The sequence below is a fragment of the Mesorhizobium sp. P2_F5 genome (assembly GCF_056403715.1).
The window spans coordinates 134,815-155,501 of record NZ_JBFUEY010000008.1; the positions used below are offsets into that span (position 1 = coordinate 134,815).

The 20,687-nt window shown below is 64.0% G+C and carries 16 protein-coding genes; 11 read left to right on the forward strand and 5 right to left on the reverse strand.

Annotated features, from left to right (window positions below):
• Nucleotides 1-76: 76 nt before the first annotated feature.
• The 3 genes from AC1DYO_RS14030 to AC1DYO_RS14040 form a co-directional block, all read right to left on the reverse strand.
• Nucleotides 77-868 (reverse strand): TIGR02186 family protein, encoded by a 792-nt coding sequence (locus tag AC1DYO_RS14030; protein ID WP_477264078.1) that lies wholly within the window; start codon nucleotides 866-868, stop codon nucleotides 77-79.
• Nucleotides 868-1,791, reverse strand: a complete 924-nt coding sequence (locus tag AC1DYO_RS14035; RefSeq protein WP_023669608.1) for a sulfite exporter TauE/SafE family protein — start codon at nucleotides 1,789-1,791, stop codon at nucleotides 868-870. Before AC1DYO_RS14035 ends, AC1DYO_RS14030 begins: the two co-directional genes overlap by 1 nt.
• 193 nt (nucleotides 1,792-1,984) lie before the next feature.
• Nucleotides 1,985-5,950: a peptidoglycan-binding protein gene (locus AC1DYO_RS14040; protein WP_477264080.1), complete on the reverse strand. Its 3,966-nt coding sequence runs from the start codon at nucleotides 5,948-5,950 to the stop codon at nucleotides 1,985-1,987.
• 483 nt (nucleotides 5,951-6,433) lie between these two features.
• Here AC1DYO_RS14040 and AC1DYO_RS14045 point away from each other — a divergent pair, with 483 nt between their 5' ends.
• The 8 genes from AC1DYO_RS14045 to AC1DYO_RS14080 all read left to right on the forward strand — a co-directional run bounded on the left by AC1DYO_RS14045 (nucleotide 6,434) and on the right by AC1DYO_RS14080 (nucleotide 15,889).
• The gene (locus AC1DYO_RS14045) at nucleotides 6,434-6,892 is read left to right on the forward strand and encodes a MerR family transcriptional regulator (RefSeq protein WP_181056840.1); all 459 of its coding nucleotides are present in this window, start codon (nucleotides 6,434-6,436) and stop codon (nucleotides 6,890-6,892) included.
• A 283-nt stretch (nucleotides 6,893-7,175) separates the two neighbouring features.
• The gene (locus tag AC1DYO_RS14050; RefSeq protein ID WP_477264082.1) at nucleotides 7,176-8,966 is read left to right on the forward strand and encodes an acyl-CoA dehydrogenase; all 1,791 of its coding nucleotides are present in this window, start codon (nucleotides 7,176-7,178) and stop codon (nucleotides 8,964-8,966) included.
• Nucleotides 8,967-9,017: 51 nt separating this feature from the next.
• Entirely contained in the window at nucleotides 9,018-10,190 is a 1,173-nt protein-coding gene (locus tag AC1DYO_RS14055) for an acyl-CoA dehydrogenase family protein (RefSeq protein WP_477264084.1), read from the forward strand.
• A gap of 32 nt (nucleotides 10,191-10,222) precedes the next feature.
• A complete protein-coding gene (locus AC1DYO_RS14060; RefSeq protein WP_477264086.1) occupies nucleotides 10,223-11,431 on the forward strand; it encodes an acetyl-CoA C-acetyltransferase in 1,209 nt (402 codons plus the stop codon).
• A gap of 23 nt (nucleotides 11,432-11,454) precedes the next feature.
• A complete protein-coding gene (locus AC1DYO_RS14065) occupies nucleotides 11,455-13,674 on the forward strand; it encodes a 3-hydroxyacyl-CoA dehydrogenase NAD-binding domain-containing protein (RefSeq protein WP_477264088.1) in 2,220 nt (739 codons plus the stop codon).
• A gap of 11 nt (nucleotides 13,675-13,685) precedes the next feature.
• Nucleotides 13,686-14,231, forward strand: a complete 546-nt coding sequence (locus tag AC1DYO_RS14070; protein WP_477264090.1) for a thioesterase family protein — start codon at nucleotides 13,686-13,688, stop codon at nucleotides 14,229-14,231.
• 125 nt (nucleotides 14,232-14,356) lie between these two features.
• On the forward strand, nucleotides 14,357-15,007 hold the full coding sequence (locus AC1DYO_RS14075) for a S24 family peptidase (protein ID WP_477264092.1): 651 nt from the start codon (nucleotides 14,357-14,359) through the stop codon (nucleotides 15,005-15,007).
• 9 nt (nucleotides 15,008-15,016) lie between these two features.
• On the forward strand, nucleotides 15,017-15,889 hold the full coding sequence (locus AC1DYO_RS14080) for a thermonuclease family protein (RefSeq protein WP_477264093.1): 873 nt from the start codon (nucleotides 15,017-15,019) through the stop codon (nucleotides 15,887-15,889).
• Here the strand turns inward: AC1DYO_RS14080 and AC1DYO_RS14085 are convergent.
• A complete protein-coding gene (locus AC1DYO_RS14085; RefSeq protein WP_477264095.1) occupies nucleotides 15,852-17,501 on the reverse strand; it encodes a lysine--tRNA ligase in 1,650 nt (549 codons plus the stop codon). The two genes, AC1DYO_RS14080 and AC1DYO_RS14085, sit on opposite strands and share 38 nt — an antisense overlap.
• A 157-nt stretch (nucleotides 17,502-17,658) precedes the next feature.
• Between AC1DYO_RS14085 and AC1DYO_RS14090 the strand changes: the two genes are divergently transcribed.
• The gene (locus AC1DYO_RS14090; RefSeq protein ID WP_477264097.1) at nucleotides 17,659-18,072 is read left to right on the forward strand and encodes a tellurite resistance TerB family protein; all 414 of its coding nucleotides are present in this window, start codon (nucleotides 17,659-17,661) and stop codon (nucleotides 18,070-18,072) included.
• A gap of 36 nt (nucleotides 18,073-18,108) precedes the next feature.
• Here the strand turns inward: AC1DYO_RS14090 and AC1DYO_RS14095 are convergent, their stop codons facing one another.
• The gene (locus tag AC1DYO_RS14095) at nucleotides 18,109-18,921 is read right to left on the reverse strand and encodes a transporter substrate-binding domain-containing protein (protein WP_477264178.1); all 813 of its coding nucleotides are present in this window, start codon (nucleotides 18,919-18,921) and stop codon (nucleotides 18,109-18,111) included.
• A gap of 291 nt (nucleotides 18,922-19,212) precedes the next feature.
• On the opposite strand from AC1DYO_RS14095, the gene AC1DYO_RS14100 reads away from it, so the two are divergent.
• A complete protein-coding gene (locus AC1DYO_RS14100) occupies nucleotides 19,213-19,944 on the forward strand; it encodes a helix-turn-helix transcriptional regulator (protein WP_477264099.1) in 732 nt (243 codons plus the stop codon).
• Between the two features lie 96 nt (nucleotides 19,945-20,040).
• A complete protein-coding gene (locus AC1DYO_RS14105) occupies nucleotides 20,041-20,679 on the forward strand; it encodes an acyl-homoserine-lactone synthase (protein WP_477264101.1) in 639 nt (212 codons plus the stop codon).
• Nucleotides 20,680-20,687 lie beyond the last annotated feature (8 nt).

Below are 20,687 nucleotides of genomic sequence, written 5' to 3' on the forward strand. Positions count from 1 at the left end.
GAGGGTTGGGAGGCGGCGGTCTATCGCAAGATTGCGGAAAGGGGAACCCTTTTTCCCGGGAAATGAGTCCTGCGCGTCAGTCCTTGCGGAAGATCAGCCTGCCCAGCCAGCCGGTGATCATGGCCAGCGACACGGCGAAGACGCCGTAGAGAAAGGAATAATCGTGGGCGACGCGGAAGATCGATTGTTCGAAACCCGATTTGCGGATTTCGAGCTGGGCCGAGCTTTCCTTGAGGAACAGGCCGCTCTTGAACAGGAACGCGCGCGCCTTGTGGGTGCCGACCGGGACATTGGGCGCCAGCCGCACCGTGGCGCGGAACAGGTTCTGCGACAGGAACTGCACGCCGCCGACATTCTCGCTGTAGAGGCCGGTCGCCGCCTTGCGCTCGCGCAGCGCCACGGTGAATTCCTCGATCGTCGCCGGGCTGTCGGTGGCGTCGGCCGGCTGCATGTAAAGGTTGGAGGCGCCGAGCGACAGCTGCTTGTAGCTGTTCGGCTCGGTGATGTCCTGCAGCGGTCGCGTCGTGGCGACCGAATAGGACACCGGCACGTTCTCGAAGGTCTCGGATTCCAGATTGACCCAGACGCCGAGCACGCGGTCCTTGCGGCGTACCACCACCGGACGCGGCGGCCCTTCGAGCACGACGATGACGTCATAGCGCCCCTGGCGCGCGACCAGCGGATCGGGGTTTTCCAGCGAACCGAAAATGGTCAGGTCGGCGCCGGAAAAACCGGCGGTGATCGACACGGCGTCGGTGGAGAGACCGATCTGGATGCCTTCCGGCAGCGGGTTCGGCGACTGTGCTGCCGCCGGCAGAGCGAGGGCGAACAGCAAAGCGGCGGCCGCGAACGTCCTCCGCCCCGGCATCAGTTCAGGCCTGCCGCGGTCAGCGAATAGAGGTTTGGCGGCGTGACGAAGAGATCGATGGCAAGCCGGATGGCAACCGCCAGCACCAGCAGCGCCAGCAGCGCCCTGAGCTGCTCGCCGCGCAGCTTCTGGCCTGCCTTGGCGCCATATTGCGCGCCGGCGACGCCACCCGCCATCAACAGGAAGGCAAGCATGACGTCGACCGTCTGGTTGGTGGTGGCGTGCACCAGCGTGGTGTAGGCCGAGGTGAAGATGATCTGGAACAGCGAGGTGCCGATAACGACGTTGGTCGGCACTTTCAGCAGGTAGATCAGCGCCGGAACCATGATGAAGCCGCCGCCGACACCCATGATCGACGACAGGAAGCCGATACCGGCGCCGAGCCCCAGCACCGGGATGACGCTGACGAAGAGTTTCGAGGCCCTGAAGCGCATCTTCAGCGGCAGCCGGTGGATCCAGTTGTGCTGGCCGGACTTCTTCAAGACCGGGGCAGCACCGCTGCGCGTGGCGCGCAACGCATTGACGCTCTCGACCAGCATCAGCCCGCCGACGGTGCCGAGCAGCACGACGTAGAGCAGCGAGATGAACAGATCGAGCTGGCCGAGCCGGCGCAGGAAGGCAAAGACGAAAATACCGCCGGTCGAGCCGACAATGCCGCCGGCCAAAAGCACCCCGCCGAGCTTGAAGTCGAGCGTGCCGCGCTTCATGTGCGAGAGAGCGCCGGAGAAGGAGGAGGCGATGACCTGGTTGGCGCCGGTGGCGACCGCGATCGCCGGCGGGATGTTGTAGAAGATCAGGAGCGGCGTGATCAGGAAGCCGCCGCCGACCCCGAACATACCCGACAGGAAACCCACCGCCGCGCCCATCGCCAGCAGGACGAAGACGTTGACGGAAATTTCCGCGATCGGGAGATAGATGCCCACCCGTCAGTCTCGATCAGTTTGCCTGTCGGCGATTGCAGCCATTCGCGGGCATTGTCGCACCGAAAAGCCAATTTTTTCTTGCGCCGCCAGAACGGAGGGATCAAACCCCGCCGTTCCGCCGAAACAAAAAACATCTCAATCAGTTAACAGGCAAATGTGTGGCAGGGGCGTCGCGTTAGCGACGCATCTGCCGTTATTTGTGCGCCAGCAGCGCCTTCACCAGCTTTTCATCGATTTCGCCGGTCGCCTGCATCTTGTTGTCGGTCTGGAAAGCCATGATCGCGGTCTTGGTCTTGCCGCCCATCACGCCATCGGCGCCACCGGCATCGTAGCCGTTCTTGTTGAGGATAAGCTGGATGTTCTTGACCGCCTTCTTCATGTCGACGCTGGCGGTCGTCTGCGGCGTGCCTTCCTGCCAGGATTCAGGGATGTCGGCCGAGTTGGAGGCCGGGTCGAGCGGCTTCGGCTTCCACAGTTCGGTGGCGGCGCGCGCACGCTCGAGCTGTTCGGGCCGCAGCGCAGTGGCGACCTCGTCGCGCTTGGCCGCCGCATCCTTGTCGCCGGTCTTGGCGACGAGCGCGAACCATTTGTAGGATTCTTCCAGGCTCTGCTTCATGCCGACGCCCTTGGCCGCCAGGATGCCGAGATTGAACTGGCTGTCCTTGACGCCGACATCGGCCGCCGCCTGGAACCAGTGCGCGGCCGATTCATTGTCGGTCACGCCGTCCGCGGCCATGGCGAAGAGCACGGCCAGATTGTGCATGGCGCTGGCGTTACCTTGCGCGGCGGCGAGCTGGTAGAAGGTCTCTGCCTTCTTGATGTCGCGCGTCACGCCGATGCCCTTTTCGTAGAAATTGCCGATGCGGTATTCGGCCGGCGCGAAGCCGAGTTCGGCCGACTTTTCGTACCATTTGGCGGCTGCCGCCATGTCTTCTTTCACACCGCGCGATTCGGCATAGCGCGAACCGAGCTCGAACAGCGCCTTGGCGTCGCCGCCGGCGGCCGCGTCACGCAAGGCCTGCGGGCCGGCATCGGCCGGTACATCGATCTTGGCGACGACAGGCGTTGCCGTGGCATCAGCAGTGGGCGGAACGGCGCCGGTCGTATCCGACGGCGAGGGTGCCATGACAGCAGCCGCAGGCTGCGCCTCAGCCGCCGCCGGTTCCGCCGTGGCGTTCGTCGGCAATGTTGCGTCTGGCGTCGGGGCCGGATCGGCCAAAGCCACCGGCTCTGGCACTGGCGCGGGTTCGACGGCCGGCACTTCGGGAGCGGTGACCGAGGCCGCATTCATCGGCGCGTCGTTGCCAACTGCCGCCGGCGAGGGCTCCGCCTGCCTGACGATGCGGGCCGGCGCGTCCTGCACGGCGGCCTGCGCGTCTGCCTTGGGCTGGCTGGCAGCGTTGACCGAGGCGATCTCGACCGGCTGCGAGGCGACAATCGGCGGTGTATCGTTGCTGGCGACCTCGACCGGGTCGGCGAAGAAGGCCTTGCCCAACTGCAGGCCGGCAAGCGCCAGCATGATCGCGATCGCTCCCATCAGGATTGGCTTGCGCCGCGCCTTGAGCAGGTCGCCAATCCGAAGCGCTTTCACCGGGCCCTTCATGGTGGACTGGCGTTTCAGGGCGTCAGCCTCGGCGGCCGCCGCCTGGGCAGCGCGCCGGGCGGCGGCGATGAAGTCGGATTTCGAGGCATCGCCGGTGCTTTGGCGCGCCGGCGGGCCGCGCTCGTCGCGCACACGCTTCATGATGGCGTTGAGGTCGGGCGCGCCGGAGCCTGGCTCTAGCGGCCGGTTGGCGAGCTTCGGATCGAGCGGCTCGTCGAGATCGACGCTCGGCATGTCGACATTGGGCGCCGAGCCGGCAAGCGGCGGCATGTCCACCTGCTTCTTGCCCCTGAAGGCGCGCGCCAATCCGCCGAACAGCGACTTCTTGGCCGCGCCTTCGCCCTTCTCGGCAATCGTGCCGGAACCGAGCGCTGCCTGGGCAGCGGCCGCGGCGGCCTCGGCCGGCGAGCGCCGCACCGGCTCGCTGCGCATGTCTGGTTCGGCGCGCATGTCGGGCTCGTTGCGCATGATGGCGGCGGCGCGGCCGTCGAGGTCGGCCATATCTCCGGTCAGCGGCAGCGGTTGGTCGATGTCCATCGACGGCGCGTCCTGCACCGCGATCTTGGAGGCGCGGGCAGCGCGGGCCCGCCGCGCCGGCTCGGCCGGCGTGTCCAGAAGTTCGCTCACCGCATCGACCGGTTCGCTGGTTTCCAGCGAGCCCAGGCGATCGACGATCTTGAGCAGCGTGTCGTGAATGGCCTCGAATGTCCGTGAATTGCGCTCGTCCGAACGGCGCGTCAGCGCTTCCAGCGTCTTCAGATCCTGGGCAAGGCCGGTGACCGCCGCGGTGTTGGCATTGGAATCGGCCAGCGAGCGCACGGCGCTCTCGGCCGCTTCGCGCGCCGCGCCCATGATGGATTCGCGGGTTCCGGCCAGCGACTTCTCGATTTCGTTGAGGCGCGGGCTGATGTCCTCGAATTCCGGCAGCGGCGTGCCGGGCTTCGACAGATGCGCCGACAGGCCGGAGACTTGCGCCTCCAGGCTGCGGATCAGCGCCGGGTCGATGCCGGCGACCTGCGCGGCCGACGATTCCAGCCGGCTTGAAATGTCTTCGAGCCGGCTTTCCAGGCCGCGGATCGCCGCCTCGTTGGCAGGATCGGGAACACGCGTCTCCATACGCTTGGCAAGCGCGGTGAAGCGGGCGTCGATGGCATCCATGATGCCGGCGCTGTCGGCTTGCGGCTGACGCTGGTCCAAACGTTCGGCGACCTCTTCCAGCCGCCGTTCGAGGTCGCGAAACAGCATGTTGCCCTGTTCGATGGCGTCGCCCTGCCGGCGTTCCATCATGCCCGACAACGCATCGAAGCGCTGTTCCAGGCCCTGGAAGATATAGTCCGCATCGGGCATGGCCGGGGCGCGGTCGATCTTGTCGGCAATCATCGCGATCTGCTTGCCAAGGCGCTCCATCGCCTGTTCCGGCAGATTGGCGCGGCCGGCGAGGTCGTCGACCCGGTTCGACAGCATGCTGAGACGGTCGAGAACCTCGCCGCTCGGACGAGCCTGCACGACTTCCTCGATCTGCTGCGCCAGCGAAGCGATCCGCTTCTCGATGCGCTCGAAAGGTTCGGGGTCGAAGGAATTGGCCTGCGCGGCGACGGTCGATGCGACGATGGCGCGCGAAATCTCGTCCAGCCGTTCGTCGATCAGGCCGAGCGTGTCGCCGCCACGGTTGTTCTGCTGGCTGACGAAGTGATCGACGGCGCCGGCAAGCATGCGGACCTTTTCCTCCATCGAGCGCAGCGACAGCGATTCCGGCAGATTGTGGACGGCATTGCTGATCTGTTCGAGCCGATCGGTCAGGGCCGAGAATCCGGGGCCGTCCGCGCGGTTGCGCTGGTCGGCGTCGACGCGGTCCTCGAACGCGCTCCAGCGGCGGTCGAAATCGTCCCAGCGGCGGTCGACCTTGAGCACGCTCTCCTCGCGCGCCAGCGTGTCGAGTGCGGTCTTTACCTGCTCCAGCTCGAGCCGCAGCATGTTGACGCTTCTGTCGTCGCTCTTCTCAGCCAGCGTCTGGATGGCGCCGGAAAGCCGCTCGAACTCGAGGCCGAGTTCGGCGCTGCCCTTGCCGGGCAAGCCACCTGATTGGCCACCTGATTGGTTGCTCGCCTGGAACGCCCGTTCGATGTCCTTGCGCAGCGCGGCGAATTCGCGCTGCAGGCCGGCGGTCATCTGATGGCGCAATTCCTCGCGCAGGCCGCGCAATTCGCCGGCGATCTTGCCGACCACGGCGACGCTGTCTTCCTGGCCACGCACGCGGTCGATGTCGCGCGCAAGTCCCTGATAATTCTGGTCGAAGCCGGCTGGCGCCGGGCTTTTCGGACGCGGCGCGGGCTGCGGGTCCTCATACCAGCGCGGCGGGGCGTAGGGTTGGGCGCTGGCGTAGCGCGGCTCGACCGGTGGCCGGCGCGGATCGAGGCGCTCTCCCGCGTCCTCGCGCTTGCGCTCCAGCCGCTGCTCCAGCGTTTCCAGCGAGCGGTTCAATTCATCAAGCGTGGTGTTCGGCCTGCGTGGCCTGCCGGCGTTGAGTGTATCGAGATAGGACCGCTTGCTGTTCATAGGTGCGTCCGTTTTTCAGAATGGCCGGCTTGCTGCCAGTTTTCCCCAAGGTCCCTGTCGGGAACGAAGGCGGCCGCGCGGCTATGCTGCGGCGGAAGACGAACTTCCCGGGCTAGGCCCGCTCTCCGAAAACCGTGAAAAATTCGCTACAGGATAAACACGGGTGACCGACATGCGCACATTTCACCCATCGTGGTAAACAAGGCGTTAACCAAGCTTAAGAAGTTGCGGCATTGCTGAATTACAAGGAGTGCCATCTCGGACCGGAAACCGAGGGTGCGGCATAAGGTTTCGCAATCCCAGAACGCCCTTGCGTCATGAGGCGGCTATCGATATAGAATTGACGTAAACGTAAGAGGGGCGCTGTTCGTGCCTTTTGCGATGAATTAGTTGAAACCCACGACTGGAAGCATGCCCCCGCTTCCACTCAGGTGTTGCAAGGTCTGAAGACCGCGACGCCACTACAGGGGAAAGCCAGTGACCATGAAACTTTATTCGCCCGGCGAAGCCGCGGCCAACACCAACAATATGTCTGTCGAAGCCGGCGAGGAACTCGTGCGCATCGGCGAGATGGCCAAGAAATACGGCGTGACGCTGCGCACGCTGCGTTTCTATGAAGACAAGGGCCTGCTCAATCCGAAGCGCGACGGGGCAACGCGCCTCTACACGCGCCGTGACAAGGCGCGGCTGAAGCTGATCCTGCTCGGCCGCAAGGTCGGGTTTTCGCTGCGCGACGTCAAGCAGATGATGGATCTTTATGATCCCACGGGATCCAACACCAAGCAGCTGCGGCTGGCTCTCGACAAGTCGGAGAAACAGCTTGCCCGCCTGCAGAAGCAGCGCGCACTGATCGACGACGCCATCAACGAGCTCAGCGGCTCAATGTCGGCCGTGCGCCAGATGCTGTCCGAGCGTTCAGCCCCGGCCAGCGCCGCCAGCTGATCTCGCTCCGCCAGTTCCGGCCATAATTTGAAAAGAGCCGCGCGGGCTGCCCGCGCGGCTCTTTTCGTTTGCCGCCCATCTTCGCCTGCTCAAGCCATGGACCGCTGGTGTCCGCCACCTCGTGCCGATAGGCTGGCACAAGGAAATTTTGTCGCGGCGATAAAATTGACGTTTACGCAAACGTCAATTTTTGCTATCCCGCTTTCAACATTGGCCCGCACGCTGCCCCGACCTCATTTTCGGGCCCGATCTTGCGGCCAAGACCCGCATGGTGGAGGAACACATGCCGATCTACAGGGCGCCGGTCCAGGACACGCTGTTCGTGCTCAACGAGGTGCTGGGTTACCAGCGCTATTCCAACCTTCCCGGATTTGCCGACGCGACGCCCGATGTGGTCGAAGCGATCCTCGCCGAGGGCGCCAAGCTCGCCGAAAACGTCATGCATCCGCTCAACCGCGTCGGCGACATGGAAGGTTGCGTGCGCCATGAGGACGGCTCGGTGACGACCCCGAAAGGCTTCAAGGAGGCCTACGACCAGTATCGCGAAGGCGGCTGGATGGGGCTGGCCGCACCGGTCGAATTCGGCGGCCAGGGCCTGCCCTATGCCGTGCACACGGCGGTTGCCGAATATATGGTCTCGGCCAACATGGCGCTGATGATGTATCCCGGTCTGACGCAAGGCGCGATCGCGGCGCTCATCACCCACGGCACCGACGAGCAGAAGGCGACGTGGCTGCCGAAGCTGGTTGAGGGTTCCTGGACCGGAACCATGAACCTGACCGAGCCGCATTGCGGCACCGATCTCGGCCTGCTGCGCACCAAGGCGGTGCCGAACGGCAATGGCACCTACAAGATTTCCGGCCAGAAGATCTTCATCTCGGCCGGTGAGCACGACATGTCGGAAAACATCGTCCATCTCGTGCTGGCCCGCATCGAAGGTGCGCCGGCAGGCGTGAAGGGCATCTCGCTGTTCATTGTGCCGAAGCTCAAGCTCGATGCCTCGGGCAGTCCGGGCGAGAAGAACACGCTCTCCTGCGGCTCGATCGAGGAGAAGATGGGCATCCACGGCAACTCGACCTGCGTCATGAACTATGACGAGGCCGAAGGCACGCTGCTCGGCGAGGCAAATGGCGGCCTGAAGGCGATGTTCACGATGATGAACGAAGCCCGCCTCGGCGTCGGCCTGCAGGGGCTGTCGCTGTCGGAAATCGCCTACCAGAACGCGGCGTCCTACGCCAAGGACCGGCTGCAGGGCCGCTCGCTGTCGGGCGCCAAGGCGCCGGACAAGAAGGCCGATCCGATCATCGTCCATCCCGACATCCGCCGCTCGCTGATGACCATGAAGGCCTTCAACGAGGCCGGCCGGGCGCTGGCGTTGTGGACGGCGATCAAGTCCGACATCGCCCACCGCTCCGCTGATGACAAGGACCGCCAGGCCGCCGACGACTACACCGGCCTGCTGACGCCGGTGATCAAGGGCGTGCTGACCGACAAGGGTTTCGACCACGCCGTCATGGCGCAGCAGGTGTTCGGTGGCCACGGCTATATCGAAGAGCACGGCATGAGCCAGTTCGTGCGCGATGCCCGCATCGCCATGATCTATGAAGGCGCCAACGGCATCCAGGCGCTCGACCTCGTCGGCCGCAAGCTCGGTCTCAATGGCGGTCGCGCCGTGCAGGCCTTCTTTAGGGATGTCGGCGAGTTCTGCGAGGAGAACCGTGCCGACGAGAAGCTGGCGCCCTTCACCAAGGCGCTGAAGAAGGGCCTCAACGATCTGCAGGCGGCGACCATGTGGCTGCTGCAGAACGGCATGGCCAAGCCCGACAATGCCGGTGCCGCCTCGACCGACTACATGCATCTCTTCGGCCTAGTGGCGCTGGGCTACATGTGGGCGCAGATGGCCAAGGCGGCTCAGGCCAAGACCGGTGCCAACGGCTCGCAGTCGTTCTATGACAACAAGGTGGTGACGGCGCGCTTCTTCATGGAGCGGATAATGCCCGAGACGTCGGCACATCTCGCCCGCATTTCCAGTGGTGCGGACACGCTAATGGCGCTGCCTGCGGAAGCGTTCTAGGTTTGTCGGGCCGGCTCAGCCGGCCCACATTGTCGGAACGCGGAGGAAATCGTGGCGACAAATCCAGCCGAAGTGCTCTCTTTGCCGAAGCCCGCCTGGGCGGCGGACGAGGTCGGCATGCTCTACGACATGGCGCATCGCTTCATGTCGGAAGAGATCGCACCGCGCTACGACGAGTTCGAGAAGAACGAGATGGTCGACCGCGAGAGCTGGCGCAAGGCCGGTGCTGCGGGCCTGCTCTGCGCCTCGATGCCGGAGGAATATGGCGGCTCCGGCGGCACCTTCGCGCACGAGAGCGCCATCATCGAGGCGATCGGCCATGTCGGCGTCGACGGTTTCGGCATCGGCCTGCACAATGCGATCGTCGCCCCTTACATTCTGCATTACGGCTCCGAAGAGCAGAAGAAGAAGTGGCTGCCGAAGCTGGCGACCGGCGAACTGATCGGCGCCATCGCCATGACCGAGCCGGGCGCCGGGTCCGACCTGCAGGGCGTCAAGACGCGGGCCGAGAAGGACGGCAACCAGTACAAGATCAACGGTTCCAAGACCTTCATCACTAACGGCCAGCTGGCAAATTTCATCATCGTCGTCACCAAGACCGATCCGGCCAAGGGCGCCAAGGGCACCTCGCTGATCGTCGTCGAGACCGACGAGGTCGATGGCTTCGAGCGCGGCCGCAACCTCGACAAGATCGGCTTGAAGGCCAACGATACCTCGGAACTGTTCTTCAACGACGTGCGCGTGCCGACCTCGAACCTGCTTGGCCATGAGGAAGGACAAGGCTTCATCCAGCTGATGCAACAATTGCCGCAGGAACGGCTGCAGATCGGCACCGGCGCCATTGCCATGATCGAGCGCGCGCTGGCCCTGACCATCGACTACGTCAAGGATCGCAAGGCCTTCGGCAAGGCGATCATCGAGTTCCAGAACACCCAGTTCAAGCTCGCCGAACTCAAGACCGAGGCCACCATCGGCCGCGTCTTCTACAATGATTGCGTCACCCGCCACGTCAATGGCGGCCTCGATCCGGTGACGGCCTCAATGGCGAAATACTGGCTCTCGGACCTGCAGGGAAAAGTCGTCGACGAATGCCTTCAATTGCATGGTGGCTATGGCTACATGAATGAATATCCGATCGCCCGCATGTTCCGCGACGCCCGCGTCCAGCGCATCTACGGCGGCACCAACGAGATCATGAAATTGCTGATTGGCCGCTCTCTCTGAGAGCCACGACCGGCAAACCAAGGAGCAAGAAAATGGCCGAAGCTTATGTCTATGACGCCGTGCGCACGCCGCGCGGCAAGGGCAAGAAAGATGGCTCGCTGCACGAAGTGCCGGCGGTGCGGCTTGCCGCAAGGACGCTCGAGGCGCTGCGCGACCGCAACGGGCTCGACACCGGCAATGTCGACGACATCATCTTCGGCTGCGTCGATCCGGTCGGAGAGGCCGGCTCGGTCATTCCGCGTGCTGCCGCCTTCGAGGCCGGTTACGACAACAAGGCTCCGGGCATGCAGATCTCGCGCTTCTGCGCTTCGGGTCTCGACGCCATCAATTTCGGCGCCGCCAAGATCGCTCAAGGCGCCGACGAGATCGTCATTGCCGGCGGCGTCGAATCGATGTCGCGCGTCGGCATGGGCGCCTCCGGCGGCGCCTGGTTCATGGACCCGTCCGTCGGTCTGCCCGGCTGGTTCGTGCCGCAAGGCATTTCGGCCGACCTTATCGCCACCAAATATGGTTTTTCGCGCGACGACGTCGACGCCTATGCGGTGGAAAGCCAGAAGCGCGCCGGCAAGGCCTGGGCCGACGGCCGTTTCAAGAACTCGGTGATACCGATCAAGGACCAGAACGGCCTGACCATCCTCGACCATGACGAGCACATGCGGCCCTCGACCGACATGCAGTCGCTGGCTTCGCTCAACCCGTCCTTCGTCATGCCTGGCGAAATGGGCGGCTTCGACGCGGTTGCCGCGCAGAAGCACCCGGAAGTCGAAGAGGTCAACCACGTCCACCATGCCGGCAACTCGTCCGGCATCGTTGATGGTGCGGCCGCCGTGCTGCTCGGCTCCAGGAAGGCCGGCAAGACGATGGGCCTCAAGCCACGCGCGCGTATCCGCGCCTTCGCCAACATCGGCTCCGAGCCGGTGCTGATGCTGACCGGTCCGGTCGACGTCACCGAGAAGCTGTTGAAGCGCGCCAAGATGAAGCTGTCGGACATCGACCTGTTCGAGCTCAACGAAGCCTTCGCCTCGGTGGTGCTGCGCTACATGCAGGCCTTCGACATCCCGCACGACAAGATCAACGTCAATGGCGGCGCCATTGCCATGGGCCATCCGCTTGGTGCCACCGGCGCGATGATCCTGGGCACGGTGCTCGACGAGCTCGAGCGTCGCGACCTGAACACCGCGCTGGTGACGCTCTGCATCGGCGCCGGCATGGGCACCGCAACGATCATCGAACGCGTCTGATTTTCGGCCGGAAGGAGAAAGACATGACTTACACAAACTTCACGGTCGAAACCGACGCCGACGGCATTGCGCTGGTTACCTGGAACATGCCGGACCGCTCGATGAACGTCTTCACCGAAGAGGTGATGAACGAGCTCGACAAGATCATCGACCAGGTGGTGGCCGACGCCGGCATCAAGGGCGCGGTGATCACCTCGGGCAAAGACAGCTTCTCCGGCGGCGCTGACCTGACCATGCTGCAGAAGATGCTGGCGGTCTTCGCCAAGGAGAAAGGCAAGGACCCGCAGAAGGCGGCAAAGCTGCTTTTCGACAATGCCGGCCGCATGGGCGGCCTGTGGCGCAAGCTCGAAACCTCGGGCAAGCCGTGGGTTTCGGCGATCAACGGCACCTGCATGGGCGGCGCTTTCGAATTGTCGCTGGCCTGCCATGGTCGCGTGGCCGCTGACACGGACAAGGTCAAGATGGCCCTGCCGGAAGTCAAGGTCGGCATCTTCCCCGGCGCCGGCGGCACCCAGCGCGTGCCGCGGTTGACCGACCAGCAGCAGGCGCTGCAGATGCTGACCACGGGCCAGAACCTGTCGCCGCAGAAGGCGAAGGCCATGGGCCTGATCCACGAGGTCGCCGAACCGAGCAAGTTGATCGAAACCGCCAAGGCAATGATCAAGAACGGCCTGAAAGCCGTGCAGCCATGGGACGAAAAGGGCTTCAAGCTGCCCGGTGGCCAGATCTATTCGCCCGCCGGATTCAATCTGTGGCCGCCGGCCATCGCCATCCTGCGCCGCGAGACCTACGGCAATTATCCGGCCGCCACTGCCATCCTGAAATGCGTCTATGAGGGCCTGCTGGTGCCGTTCGACACCGGCCTGCGGATCGAACAGCGCTATTTCACCGAGATCATGCAGTCGAAGGAAGCAGCGGCCATGATCCGCTCGCTGTTCGTGTCGCTGCAGGAGCTCAACAAGGGCGCCCGCCGCCCGGCCGGCGTGCCGGAAACCAAGTTCAAGAAGATCGGTATTCTCGGCGCCGGCTTCATGGGCGCCGGCATCGCCTTTGTCACCGCCAAGGCCGGTATCCCGGTCGTGCTGCTCGACCGCGACATGGCGTCGGCCGAAAAGGGCAAGGCACATTCCGACAGCCTGATCTCGGATCAGGTCAAGAAGGGCCGCGCCAAGCCCGAGGAGAAGGACAAGCTGCTGTCGCTGATCACGCCGACGGCGGACTATGCCGATCTCGCCGGCTGCGACCTCGTCGTCGAGGCGGTATTCGAGGATTCGGCCGTCAAGAAGGCTGCCACCGAACAGGCGGAAGCCGTGCTGAAATCGTCGGCGATCTTTGCCTCCAACACCTCGACCATCCCGATCACCGCGCTGGCCAAGAATTCGGCGCGGCCAAAGAATTTCGTCGGCATCCATTTCTTCTCGCCGGTCGACAAGATGATGCTGGTCGAGATCATCCTGGGCAAGAAGACTGGTGACAAGGCGCTGGCCACCGCGATCGACTTCGTGCGCGCCATCAAGAAGACGCCGATTGTGGTCAACGACACGCGCGGCTTCTACGTCAACCGCTGCGTGCTGCGCTATATGTCGGAAGCCTACAAGATGCTGATCGAGGGCGTTCCGGCGCCGATGATCGAGAACGCGGCCAAGGCCGCCGGCATGCCGGTCGGTCCGTTGGCGCTGACCGACGAGACGGCGATCGACCTTGCGCAGAAGATCATGAAGCAGACCATCAGGGATCTCGGCGACAAGGCCGTCGACCCCAGGCAGATGGCGCTGATCAACACGCTGGTCGACACCCATGGCCGCTTCGGCCGCAAGAACGGCAAGGGCTTCTACGACTATCCGGCGAAGCCCGCCAAGAAGAAGCTGTGGCCCGGCCTCAAGGACCTCTATCCGCAGCTGAAGGCCGAGAAGGTCGACTATGAGGAGCTGCAGCAGCGCCTGCTGGTCACCATCGCGCTGGAAGCGGCGCGGGTGATGGAAGAGGGCATCGTCACCGATCCGCGCGAGGCCGATGTCGGCTCGATCCTCGCCTTCGGCTTTGCACCGTTCACCGGTGGCGCGCTGTCCTATATCGACGGCATCGGCGCCAAGGAGTTCGTCAAGATCGCCAAGGCCCTGCAGAAGAAATACGGCGCCGAATTCAAGGCGCCCAAGCTGTTGCTCGACCTGGCCGAGAAGGGCGAGACCTTCTACCAGCGCTTCGATCCCTATGCGAAGGGCGAGGTCAAGAAAGCCGCTTGATCTAGCGCCCCATGTACGTCTGGGGGCGCCTCGCGCGCATGATGGCCACGGCGCGACGCCGTGGCCCCTACGCGGTCGGCAGCGAAAGCCGGCTGGCTTTTCGTTGCCTGCCGACCGACATCGACTTCAACCTCCATCTCAACAATGCCCGCTACATGATGCTGGCCGACCTCGGCCGCATCGACATTTTTCTGCGCGTCGGCCTCATCGCGCTGGCGCGCAAGAACGGCTGGGCGCCGATGATCGGCGGTTTGCAGTCGGTCTATGTGCGCGAGATCAGGCTGTGGCGTCGCTTTGAGGTGGTGTCCTCGATCGAGACCTGGGAAGGCACACAGGTCATCGGCAGGCACCGGTTTGTCCTCGACAATGGCGAGACGGCCGCGTTGATCATGACGACGGGCGGTGTCTACGACCGTCCCGGCCGTCGCTTTGTCGACATCGACGAGGTTGTGGCGGCACTTGGCCGTTCCGTTCAACCGCGGCCGCCGACAGAGGCCGAGCGGACTTTCATGACCTCCCACCAGGGATTGCGCAGCCTGGCCAAGGAGGCTGCCTGACGAGTTCGCCTTGTCGACTTCGCCTCACACAGCTTTGTAGGCGATCGGCCTGCGCGTCGGTGGACAATCGGGTGGCCGCGCGCTAGAAGGAAAAGGTATTTTTTCCTGTTTTTGAGGAGAGCGAATTGCTCTCGCATGATCGCGTTTGGGCCGCCATCGACGCTCTCGCCGAGCGGTATTCGCTGTCGGCCTCGGGCCTGGCCCGACGTGCCGGTCTTGATTCGACCGCGTTCAACAAGTCGAAGCGACTGTCCTCGGACGGGCGGCCGCGCTGGCCTTCGACCGAATCGCTGGCCAAGATCATCGAGGCGACGGGCGCCTCGCTTGATGAATTTACCGGGCTGGTCGAAGGCCGCGCCAAGGTTGCTTCAGGCTCGGCAGCCGCGCAGCGTTCAGCGGTGCCTTTGCTCGGCTTTGCCCAGGCCGGCGCCGGCGGCTTTTTCGACGATGCCGGCTATCCCTCCGGCCAGGGTTGGGATCTCGTGGAGCTTCCGGCGCGGGCGACGGAAACCTCCTATGCGCTGAAGGTGCAGGGCGATTCCATGCTGCCGCTCTACCGCAATGGCGATGTGCTGATCGTCGAGCCGGGCGCGGCCACCCGCAAGGGCGATCGCGTCGTCGTCAAGACCAATGCCGGCGAGGTCATGGCCAAGGTGCTCGACCGCCAGACGACGAAATCGATCGTGCTGATCTCGCTCAATCCCGACCACCCAGACCGTGACATCGCGATGCGCGATGTCGAATGGGTGGCGCGCATCGTCTGGGCAAGCCAGTAGGTCCGGCCGGTGCGTCTGCTTCAAGCCCTCCTGGCCATCCTGGCGATCCCGGTGATGGTCGCCATTGTCGTCGTTGGCGGTCGCGCGCTGCATCACGACGAGCCCGCCGTCACCATCGACCAGATCGACCCGGGCGCTGACGCCGTGCCCGAGGAGCCGGCGACCTCGGCCATTCCCGAGATACAGCCCGCCAAGCCTGCGGTGCCTTTGCCTCCGGTGCATTCGAGAGCGATCGATCCCGAGGCCATCGCACCGCCGCCGCTGCCGGCAGAGGAGCTCGAACGGGTCGAACCGCGCGCACCGCTGAGCGACCTGGCGCTGGCCGGACCGCCCAAGCCGCGCAGGCCGAGAGCGGTCGACGACTGGGGCGGGACAAAACTGTTCCAGCCGGTCGCATCCGCCGCCGGCCTGATCGAAGCCAATGGTTATTCCGTGGCGGTCTCCGGCATCGACATCGTCAAGGAGGACGAGACCTGCACCGATGACGGCAAGTCCTGGGCTTGCGGCGTTCGCGCGCGCACCGCATTCAGGTCTTTCCTGCGCGGCCGGGCCGTGGCGTGCAAGGTGCCGCCGGAGGCCGACCACGATCTGATTGCAGCCGAATGCCGCATCGGCAAGCAGGATGTCGGCCAGTGGCTGGTCGAAAACGGCTGGGCGCGCGCGACAGCTGGCGGTCCCTATGTCGAAGCGGGCGACAAGGCGCGCACCGCCAAGAAGGGCATCTTCGGCGCCGCGCCCGATCTTGGCGGCCTGCCACCGGCGCCCACGCCGGTTGCCGCACCGACGGCGTCGCAACCGATCCTCGATGCCCCGGCGACAGACACGCCGCCGGTTGGGGCGGATGCTACGCCGCCAGCTGACCAGCCAGCGCCCGCTCAATGAGGGCGCGCGTCTCGGCGATGCCGTAAAGCGCCGCGAATGAGCCGAAGCGCGGGCCGCGTTCCTGGCCGATCAGCACCTGGTAGATCATCTGGAAGAAAGCGCCGGAAACGCCGGGGCCGCCGTCCGGGCTCTGCTTGGAATGGTCCTGATAGCGTTCGATCTTGCGCGCGACGTTGAGCGAAGCGTTCTGGATCGCTTCGCCGTCAGCGCCGGCCGGCAGGCCGCCAAGCGCGTTACTGAGAGCTTCGAGCGCTGTGCGTTCGACGTCGTCGGCCGGCCGGAACGTCTTCGTCGGCTTTACGAAATCGTCGAAATAGCGGATCGCGAAGCCAACCAGCTGGTCGAGTTCGGGATGCGTTGCTGGCGTCACGCCTGACGCATGGCGCGAGATGAAGCCCCACAGCACATCCTTGTTTTGCGCGTTGGAGGCGCTGACCAAATTGAGCAGCAGCGAGAACGGCACCGGCAGGTCGATCGCCGGCGGCTTGCCGTCATGCATGTGCCAGACCGGATTGCCCAGCCGTTCCTTCCAGTCCTGGCGCGGATAGGCGCCGAGGAAGGTGTAGTATTCGTCGACGGCGCGCGGGATGACGTCGAAATAGAGCTTTTTCGCCTGCCTTGGCCGCTGGTACATGTAAAGGCCGAGGCTCTCGGTCGGCGCATAGCGCAGCCATTCGTCGATGGTCAGCCCGTTGCCCTTCGACTTCGAGATCTTCTGGCCGTTCTCGTCGAGGAACAGCTCGTAGACGAAATGCTCCGGCGCGCGCCCGCCGAGGATGTTGCAGATGCGGTCGTAGACCACAGCATTGGTCTGGTGGTCCTTGCCGAACATCTCGAAATCGACGCCGAGCGCGGCCCAGCGCATGCCGAAATCCGGCTTCCACTGCAGCTTGACCTTGCCACCGGTCACCGAAAGCGTGGTCTCGATGCCGTCATCGTCGAAGGTGATGGTGCCCGCCTTGGCGTCGACATGCTTCATCGGCACGTAGAGCACCCGGCCACTCTTCGGCGAAATCGGCAGGAACGGGCTGTAGGTCGCCTGGCGCTCCGGCCCGAGCGTCGGCAGCATCACCGCCATGATCTGGTCATAGCGCTCGGCGGCGCGCAGCAGCATCGCGTCAAAGCGGCCGGCCTTGTAGTACTGCGTCGCGCTGGCGAATTCGTAGTCGAAGCCGAACGTGTCGAGGAAGCGGCACAGCATCGCGTTGTTGTGGTCGCCAAAGCTCGCATAGTCGCCGCCGAACGGATTGGGCACCGACGATAGCGGCATGTGCAGATAGGGCTCGAGTGCTGCGCGATCCGGCACATTGTCGGGGATCTTGCGCATGCCGTCCATGTCGTCGGAGAAACACAGAAGCTTGGTCTTGACCTTGTTTCCGGTCAGTACGTGGAAGGCATGCCGCACCATCGAGGTGCGCGCCACCTCGCCGAACGTGCCGATATGCGGCAGGCCGGACGGGCCGTAGCCGGTCTCGAACAGGACGGTCTCGGGAAAGTCGGCGCCCTTGTAGCGCTCGATGATCTTTTTGGCTTCCTCGAACGGCCAGGCCTTGCTTTCGGCCGCTGCCGCAAGCATTTCGGGGCTGAGATCGATGGTGTTTGATCCCGTCATGTCAAGGTTCCAGTCATGGGCCGGCTTCGCGGCTGGTAAGATTTTTCAACCGGGTCTCTAGGCGCGACAGGCCGGAGCGTCAACGATATCAGGCGGTTTTCCTTGCGGCGCCTTCGTGGCGTCCCTACGTTCCAGCCTCACTATCAAGGAGTTTTGAATGCCATTGCCGTCCACCCATGAAGCCCTGATCTACCTGATGGTCATCACGTCGGCTTCCGATCGCGACATGACCGATGTCGAACTGGCGCGCATCGGCGACGTCGTCCGCAGCTGGCCGGTGTTCGAAGATTTCAAGCAGGACAGGCTGATTGCCGTCGCGCAAGACTGCCAGAAGATGCTGCATGAAAAGGATGGGTTGGAAGGCGTTCTCGAGCGTGTCGCCGAGGCCTTGCCCGAGCGGCTGCACGACACCGCCTATGCCGCCGCCTTCGAGGTTGCCGCCGTCGATCTCGAAATGCGCATGGAGGAGATTCGGGTGCTGCAGCTCATCCGCCGCCAGCTCGATCTCGATACGCTGACCGTCGCGGCCATCGCGCGCGGCGCGAAGGCCCGCCTGCGCACGCTCACCTGATATCAGCAGGCCTCAGAAGAAGCTGACCGGCCCGAATCAGAAAAAGCTGACCGGGAAATAGCGAAGATAGAATTCGGCGAAGGTGCCCTTCACCGAGATTTCCTGCAGCGCGTAGTCCATCGCCGCGGCGAGCGCCGGATCGCCGGCCCGGGTGGCAATCGTCATGCCGGATCCCAGATATTCCGGCGCCAGATAAGGGCCGCCGGCGAAGCGGCAACAGCCGGCCGCGTCCGTGCCGCCCAGCCAGAAGGAAAAGCGCATCCCGTCGCCGAAGGCAGCGTCGATCTTGCTGCTTTTCAAATCGCTGTAGAGGTCTTCAGGGCTGTTGAAGGGGACGATCTGCACCGTGCCGAAATAATCGCGCAGCATCTTTTCATGCGCCGAACCGGCCAGCACGCCGACCCGTTTGCTGCGCAATTTGTCGAGAACCGGCTCGGCAATGGCCTTGCCCTTCGGCATGATGAAGCGCGCCGGAAACTGCAGATAGGAGCGCGAAAAACTGTATTTCGCCCGCGTTTCCGGCGTCGCGGCGATGCCGGCGATGATCGCCTCGCCTTCGCCCTTCTGCAGCGCGTCGTCGAGCTCGGCCCAGGGCAGCGCCTGGATCTGGCATTTGTCGGCGACGTCGAGTTCGGCGCAAATCGCCCGCGCCAAGTCTATGTGGAAGCCGGACAGCCGGCCAGCGCCGTCGAGAAAGTTGAAGGGCGGGAAATCGGTCGTGGTGAGGAATCGGAGCCTCGGTAGCGCCGAAAGGTCCGGTTTCGGCAGCCGCTCCTTGGCATCCCAAAGCACCGGCACCTGCGGTTCCGCCGCCCGCGCTGCGCCGGCAAACGGCGCTCCAACCAGCATCGAGAGTAGGGCGATGGCAATCCAGCGAGATGTCACGAAAAACTCCGCCCGTTTGGCCGTTGGCTTTTGATACGAAAACGGCGCGCGTACAATTGTTTTTGATTTCAAAGGGTCAATTTCGGGTTATGCTTTGGTGAGGTTGCAAATAGCCGCGCAGATTCGGTCCGTGGGCAAGCGGTCGCTGCGAGAAAAACAAGCATGTGGCTTGCAATCCGGGGTTGATGGCGAAGTGCGGATCAGGCGCGTAGCATCGGTCTCAAGAGCGGTAGGCAACATGGGGTTGATGTTGCGATGGGACAGTTCGATCGCACACTGGAATATATAGATCAACTGCAGCATGCCGACACGGCGGCCGCGGTATGTGAAACATTGCTTGGCGTCACCTCGCATTTTGGCCTGACGGCGCTGATGGCGGGAACGGTTCCGCAGCCCGGCACGCCGCGTGGCCAGCAAAAGGACCACGTGCTTTTGTGCGACTGGCCGGTGGAATGGCTGGAGCGCTATGTGGCGCGCAACTATGTCGACCATGATCCCGTTGTCAGCCACATGAAGGAATTGCAGGCGCCGTTCCAATGGCGCGAGGCATCGCGTGGCATCCGCGTCGACAGGAGCAGCGGCGAGGTGATGGGCGACGCCAGAGAGTTCAAGCTGCGCGACGGCCTGGCCTTTCCGCTGGTGACGCTCGAAGGCCAGATCGTGATGGTCTCGCTGGGTGGCGAGGCCGTCGAATTGTCGGGCGCCGAGTTCGGACTGGTATCGCTGGTGTCGACCTATGCGGTCGGCCGCGCCATGCAGCTGCACACGATGGCGGCCAACACCATCGATCACATCGAATTGACCCCGCGTGAGCGCGAATGCCTGAAATGGGCAGCCGTCGGCAAGTCCGAATGGGAGATTTCGCAGATACTCGGCATCTCGGAGCACACCTCCGAAAAACATCTCCTTAACGCTAAAAGCAAACTGGGCGCCGTCAACCGGGTGCAAGCCGTCGCGGAAGCGATACGGCGTGGCTATATTAGCTAGGTCGGCCGTGCCGGCCTAGCTTATCTGCCTGCGTTTTCACGCAATTTTTATCTGGACAGTCCGGCCGTATCTTCCTCTGAGCCCAGGAGACGGCCAATGCTTTTTGCCCTTACAACACAGGAATTGATGGAACGCCCCGACCTTTGGGAGGCTGTCCATCGTCTGCGCTACAAGATCTTCGTCGAAGAGATGGGCTGGACAGATCTGAAGCGTCCCGACGGTCTCGAGATCGACCAGTTCGATCATGACGAGGCGGTCCACCAGCTGGTCATTCGCGGCGGCGAACTCGCCGGCTACCAGCGCATGTTGCCGACGACGCGGCCACATCTGCTGACCGAGGTGCTGGTCGATCTCTATGAAGGCACGCCACCATCCGGACCGAGGGTCTGGGAGCTGACCCGTTATGCGGTGGCGCCCGGCTATCGTGACGGCAAGCGCGGCGTGTCGACGGTCGGTACCGAGCTGATCGCCGGCTTCGTCGAGTGGGGACTGAAGCGCGACGTCAACCAGGTGATCATCGAGTTCGAGCCGATGTGGGTGCTGCGGGCCCTGCAGCTGCATTTCCTGGCAACGCCACTCGGATATCAGCGCACCTATGGCAACCAGCAGGTCGTCGCCACCTTGCTGACCTTCAACACGCACACGCTCGATGTCGTGCGTTCGCGCCGCAACCATCACGCCCCCGTGCTGGCCAGGGGCACTCCCGACATGCTCGGCATGCGGCAGGCGTCGTGAGATCGGAG

Excerpts from the sequence above, each read along its gene's own strand:
- AC1DYO_RS14030 (WP_477264078.1), bottom strand. The coding sequence starts at position 868 with ATGCCGGGGCGGAGGACGTTCGCGGCCGCCGCTTTGCTGTTCGCCCTC.
- AC1DYO_RS14040 (WP_477264080.1), bottom strand. The coding sequence starts at position 5,950 with ATGAACAGCAAGCGGTCCTATCTCGATACACTCAACGCCGGCAGGCCA.
- AC1DYO_RS14045 (WP_181056840.1), top strand. The coding sequence starts at position 6,434 with ATGAAACTTTATTCGCCCGGCGAAGCCGCGGCCAACACCAACAATATG.
- AC1DYO_RS14050 (WP_477264082.1), top strand. The coding sequence starts at position 7,176 with ATGCCGATCTACAGGGCGCCGGTCCAGGACACGCTGTTCGTGCTCAAC.
- AC1DYO_RS14060 (WP_477264086.1), top strand. The coding sequence starts at position 10,223 with ATGGCCGAAGCTTATGTCTATGACGCCGTGCGCACGCCGCGCGGCAAG.
- AC1DYO_RS14065 (WP_477264088.1), top strand. The coding sequence starts at position 11,455 with ATGACTTACACAAACTTCACGGTCGAAACCGACGCCGACGGCATTGCG.
- AC1DYO_RS14070 (WP_477264090.1), top strand. The coding sequence starts at position 13,686 with ATGTACGTCTGGGGGCGCCTCGCGCGCATGATGGCCACGGCGCGACGC.
- AC1DYO_RS14085 (WP_477264095.1), bottom strand. The coding sequence starts at position 17,501 with ATGACGGGATCAAACACCATCGATCTCAGCCCCGAAATGCTTGCGGCA.
- AC1DYO_RS14090 (WP_477264097.1), top strand. The coding sequence starts at position 17,659 with ATGCCATTGCCGTCCACCCATGAAGCCCTGATCTACCTGATGGTCATC.
- AC1DYO_RS14095 (WP_477264178.1), bottom strand. The coding sequence starts at position 18,921 with ATGCTGGTTGGAGCGCCGTTTGCCGGCGCAGCGCGGGCGGCGGAACCG.
- AC1DYO_RS14100 (WP_477264099.1), top strand. The coding sequence starts at position 19,213 with ATGGGACAGTTCGATCGCACACTGGAATATATAGATCAACTGCAGCAT.
- AC1DYO_RS14105 (WP_477264101.1), top strand. The coding sequence starts at position 20,041 with ATGCTTTTTGCCCTTACAACACAGGAATTGATGGAACGCCCCGACCTT.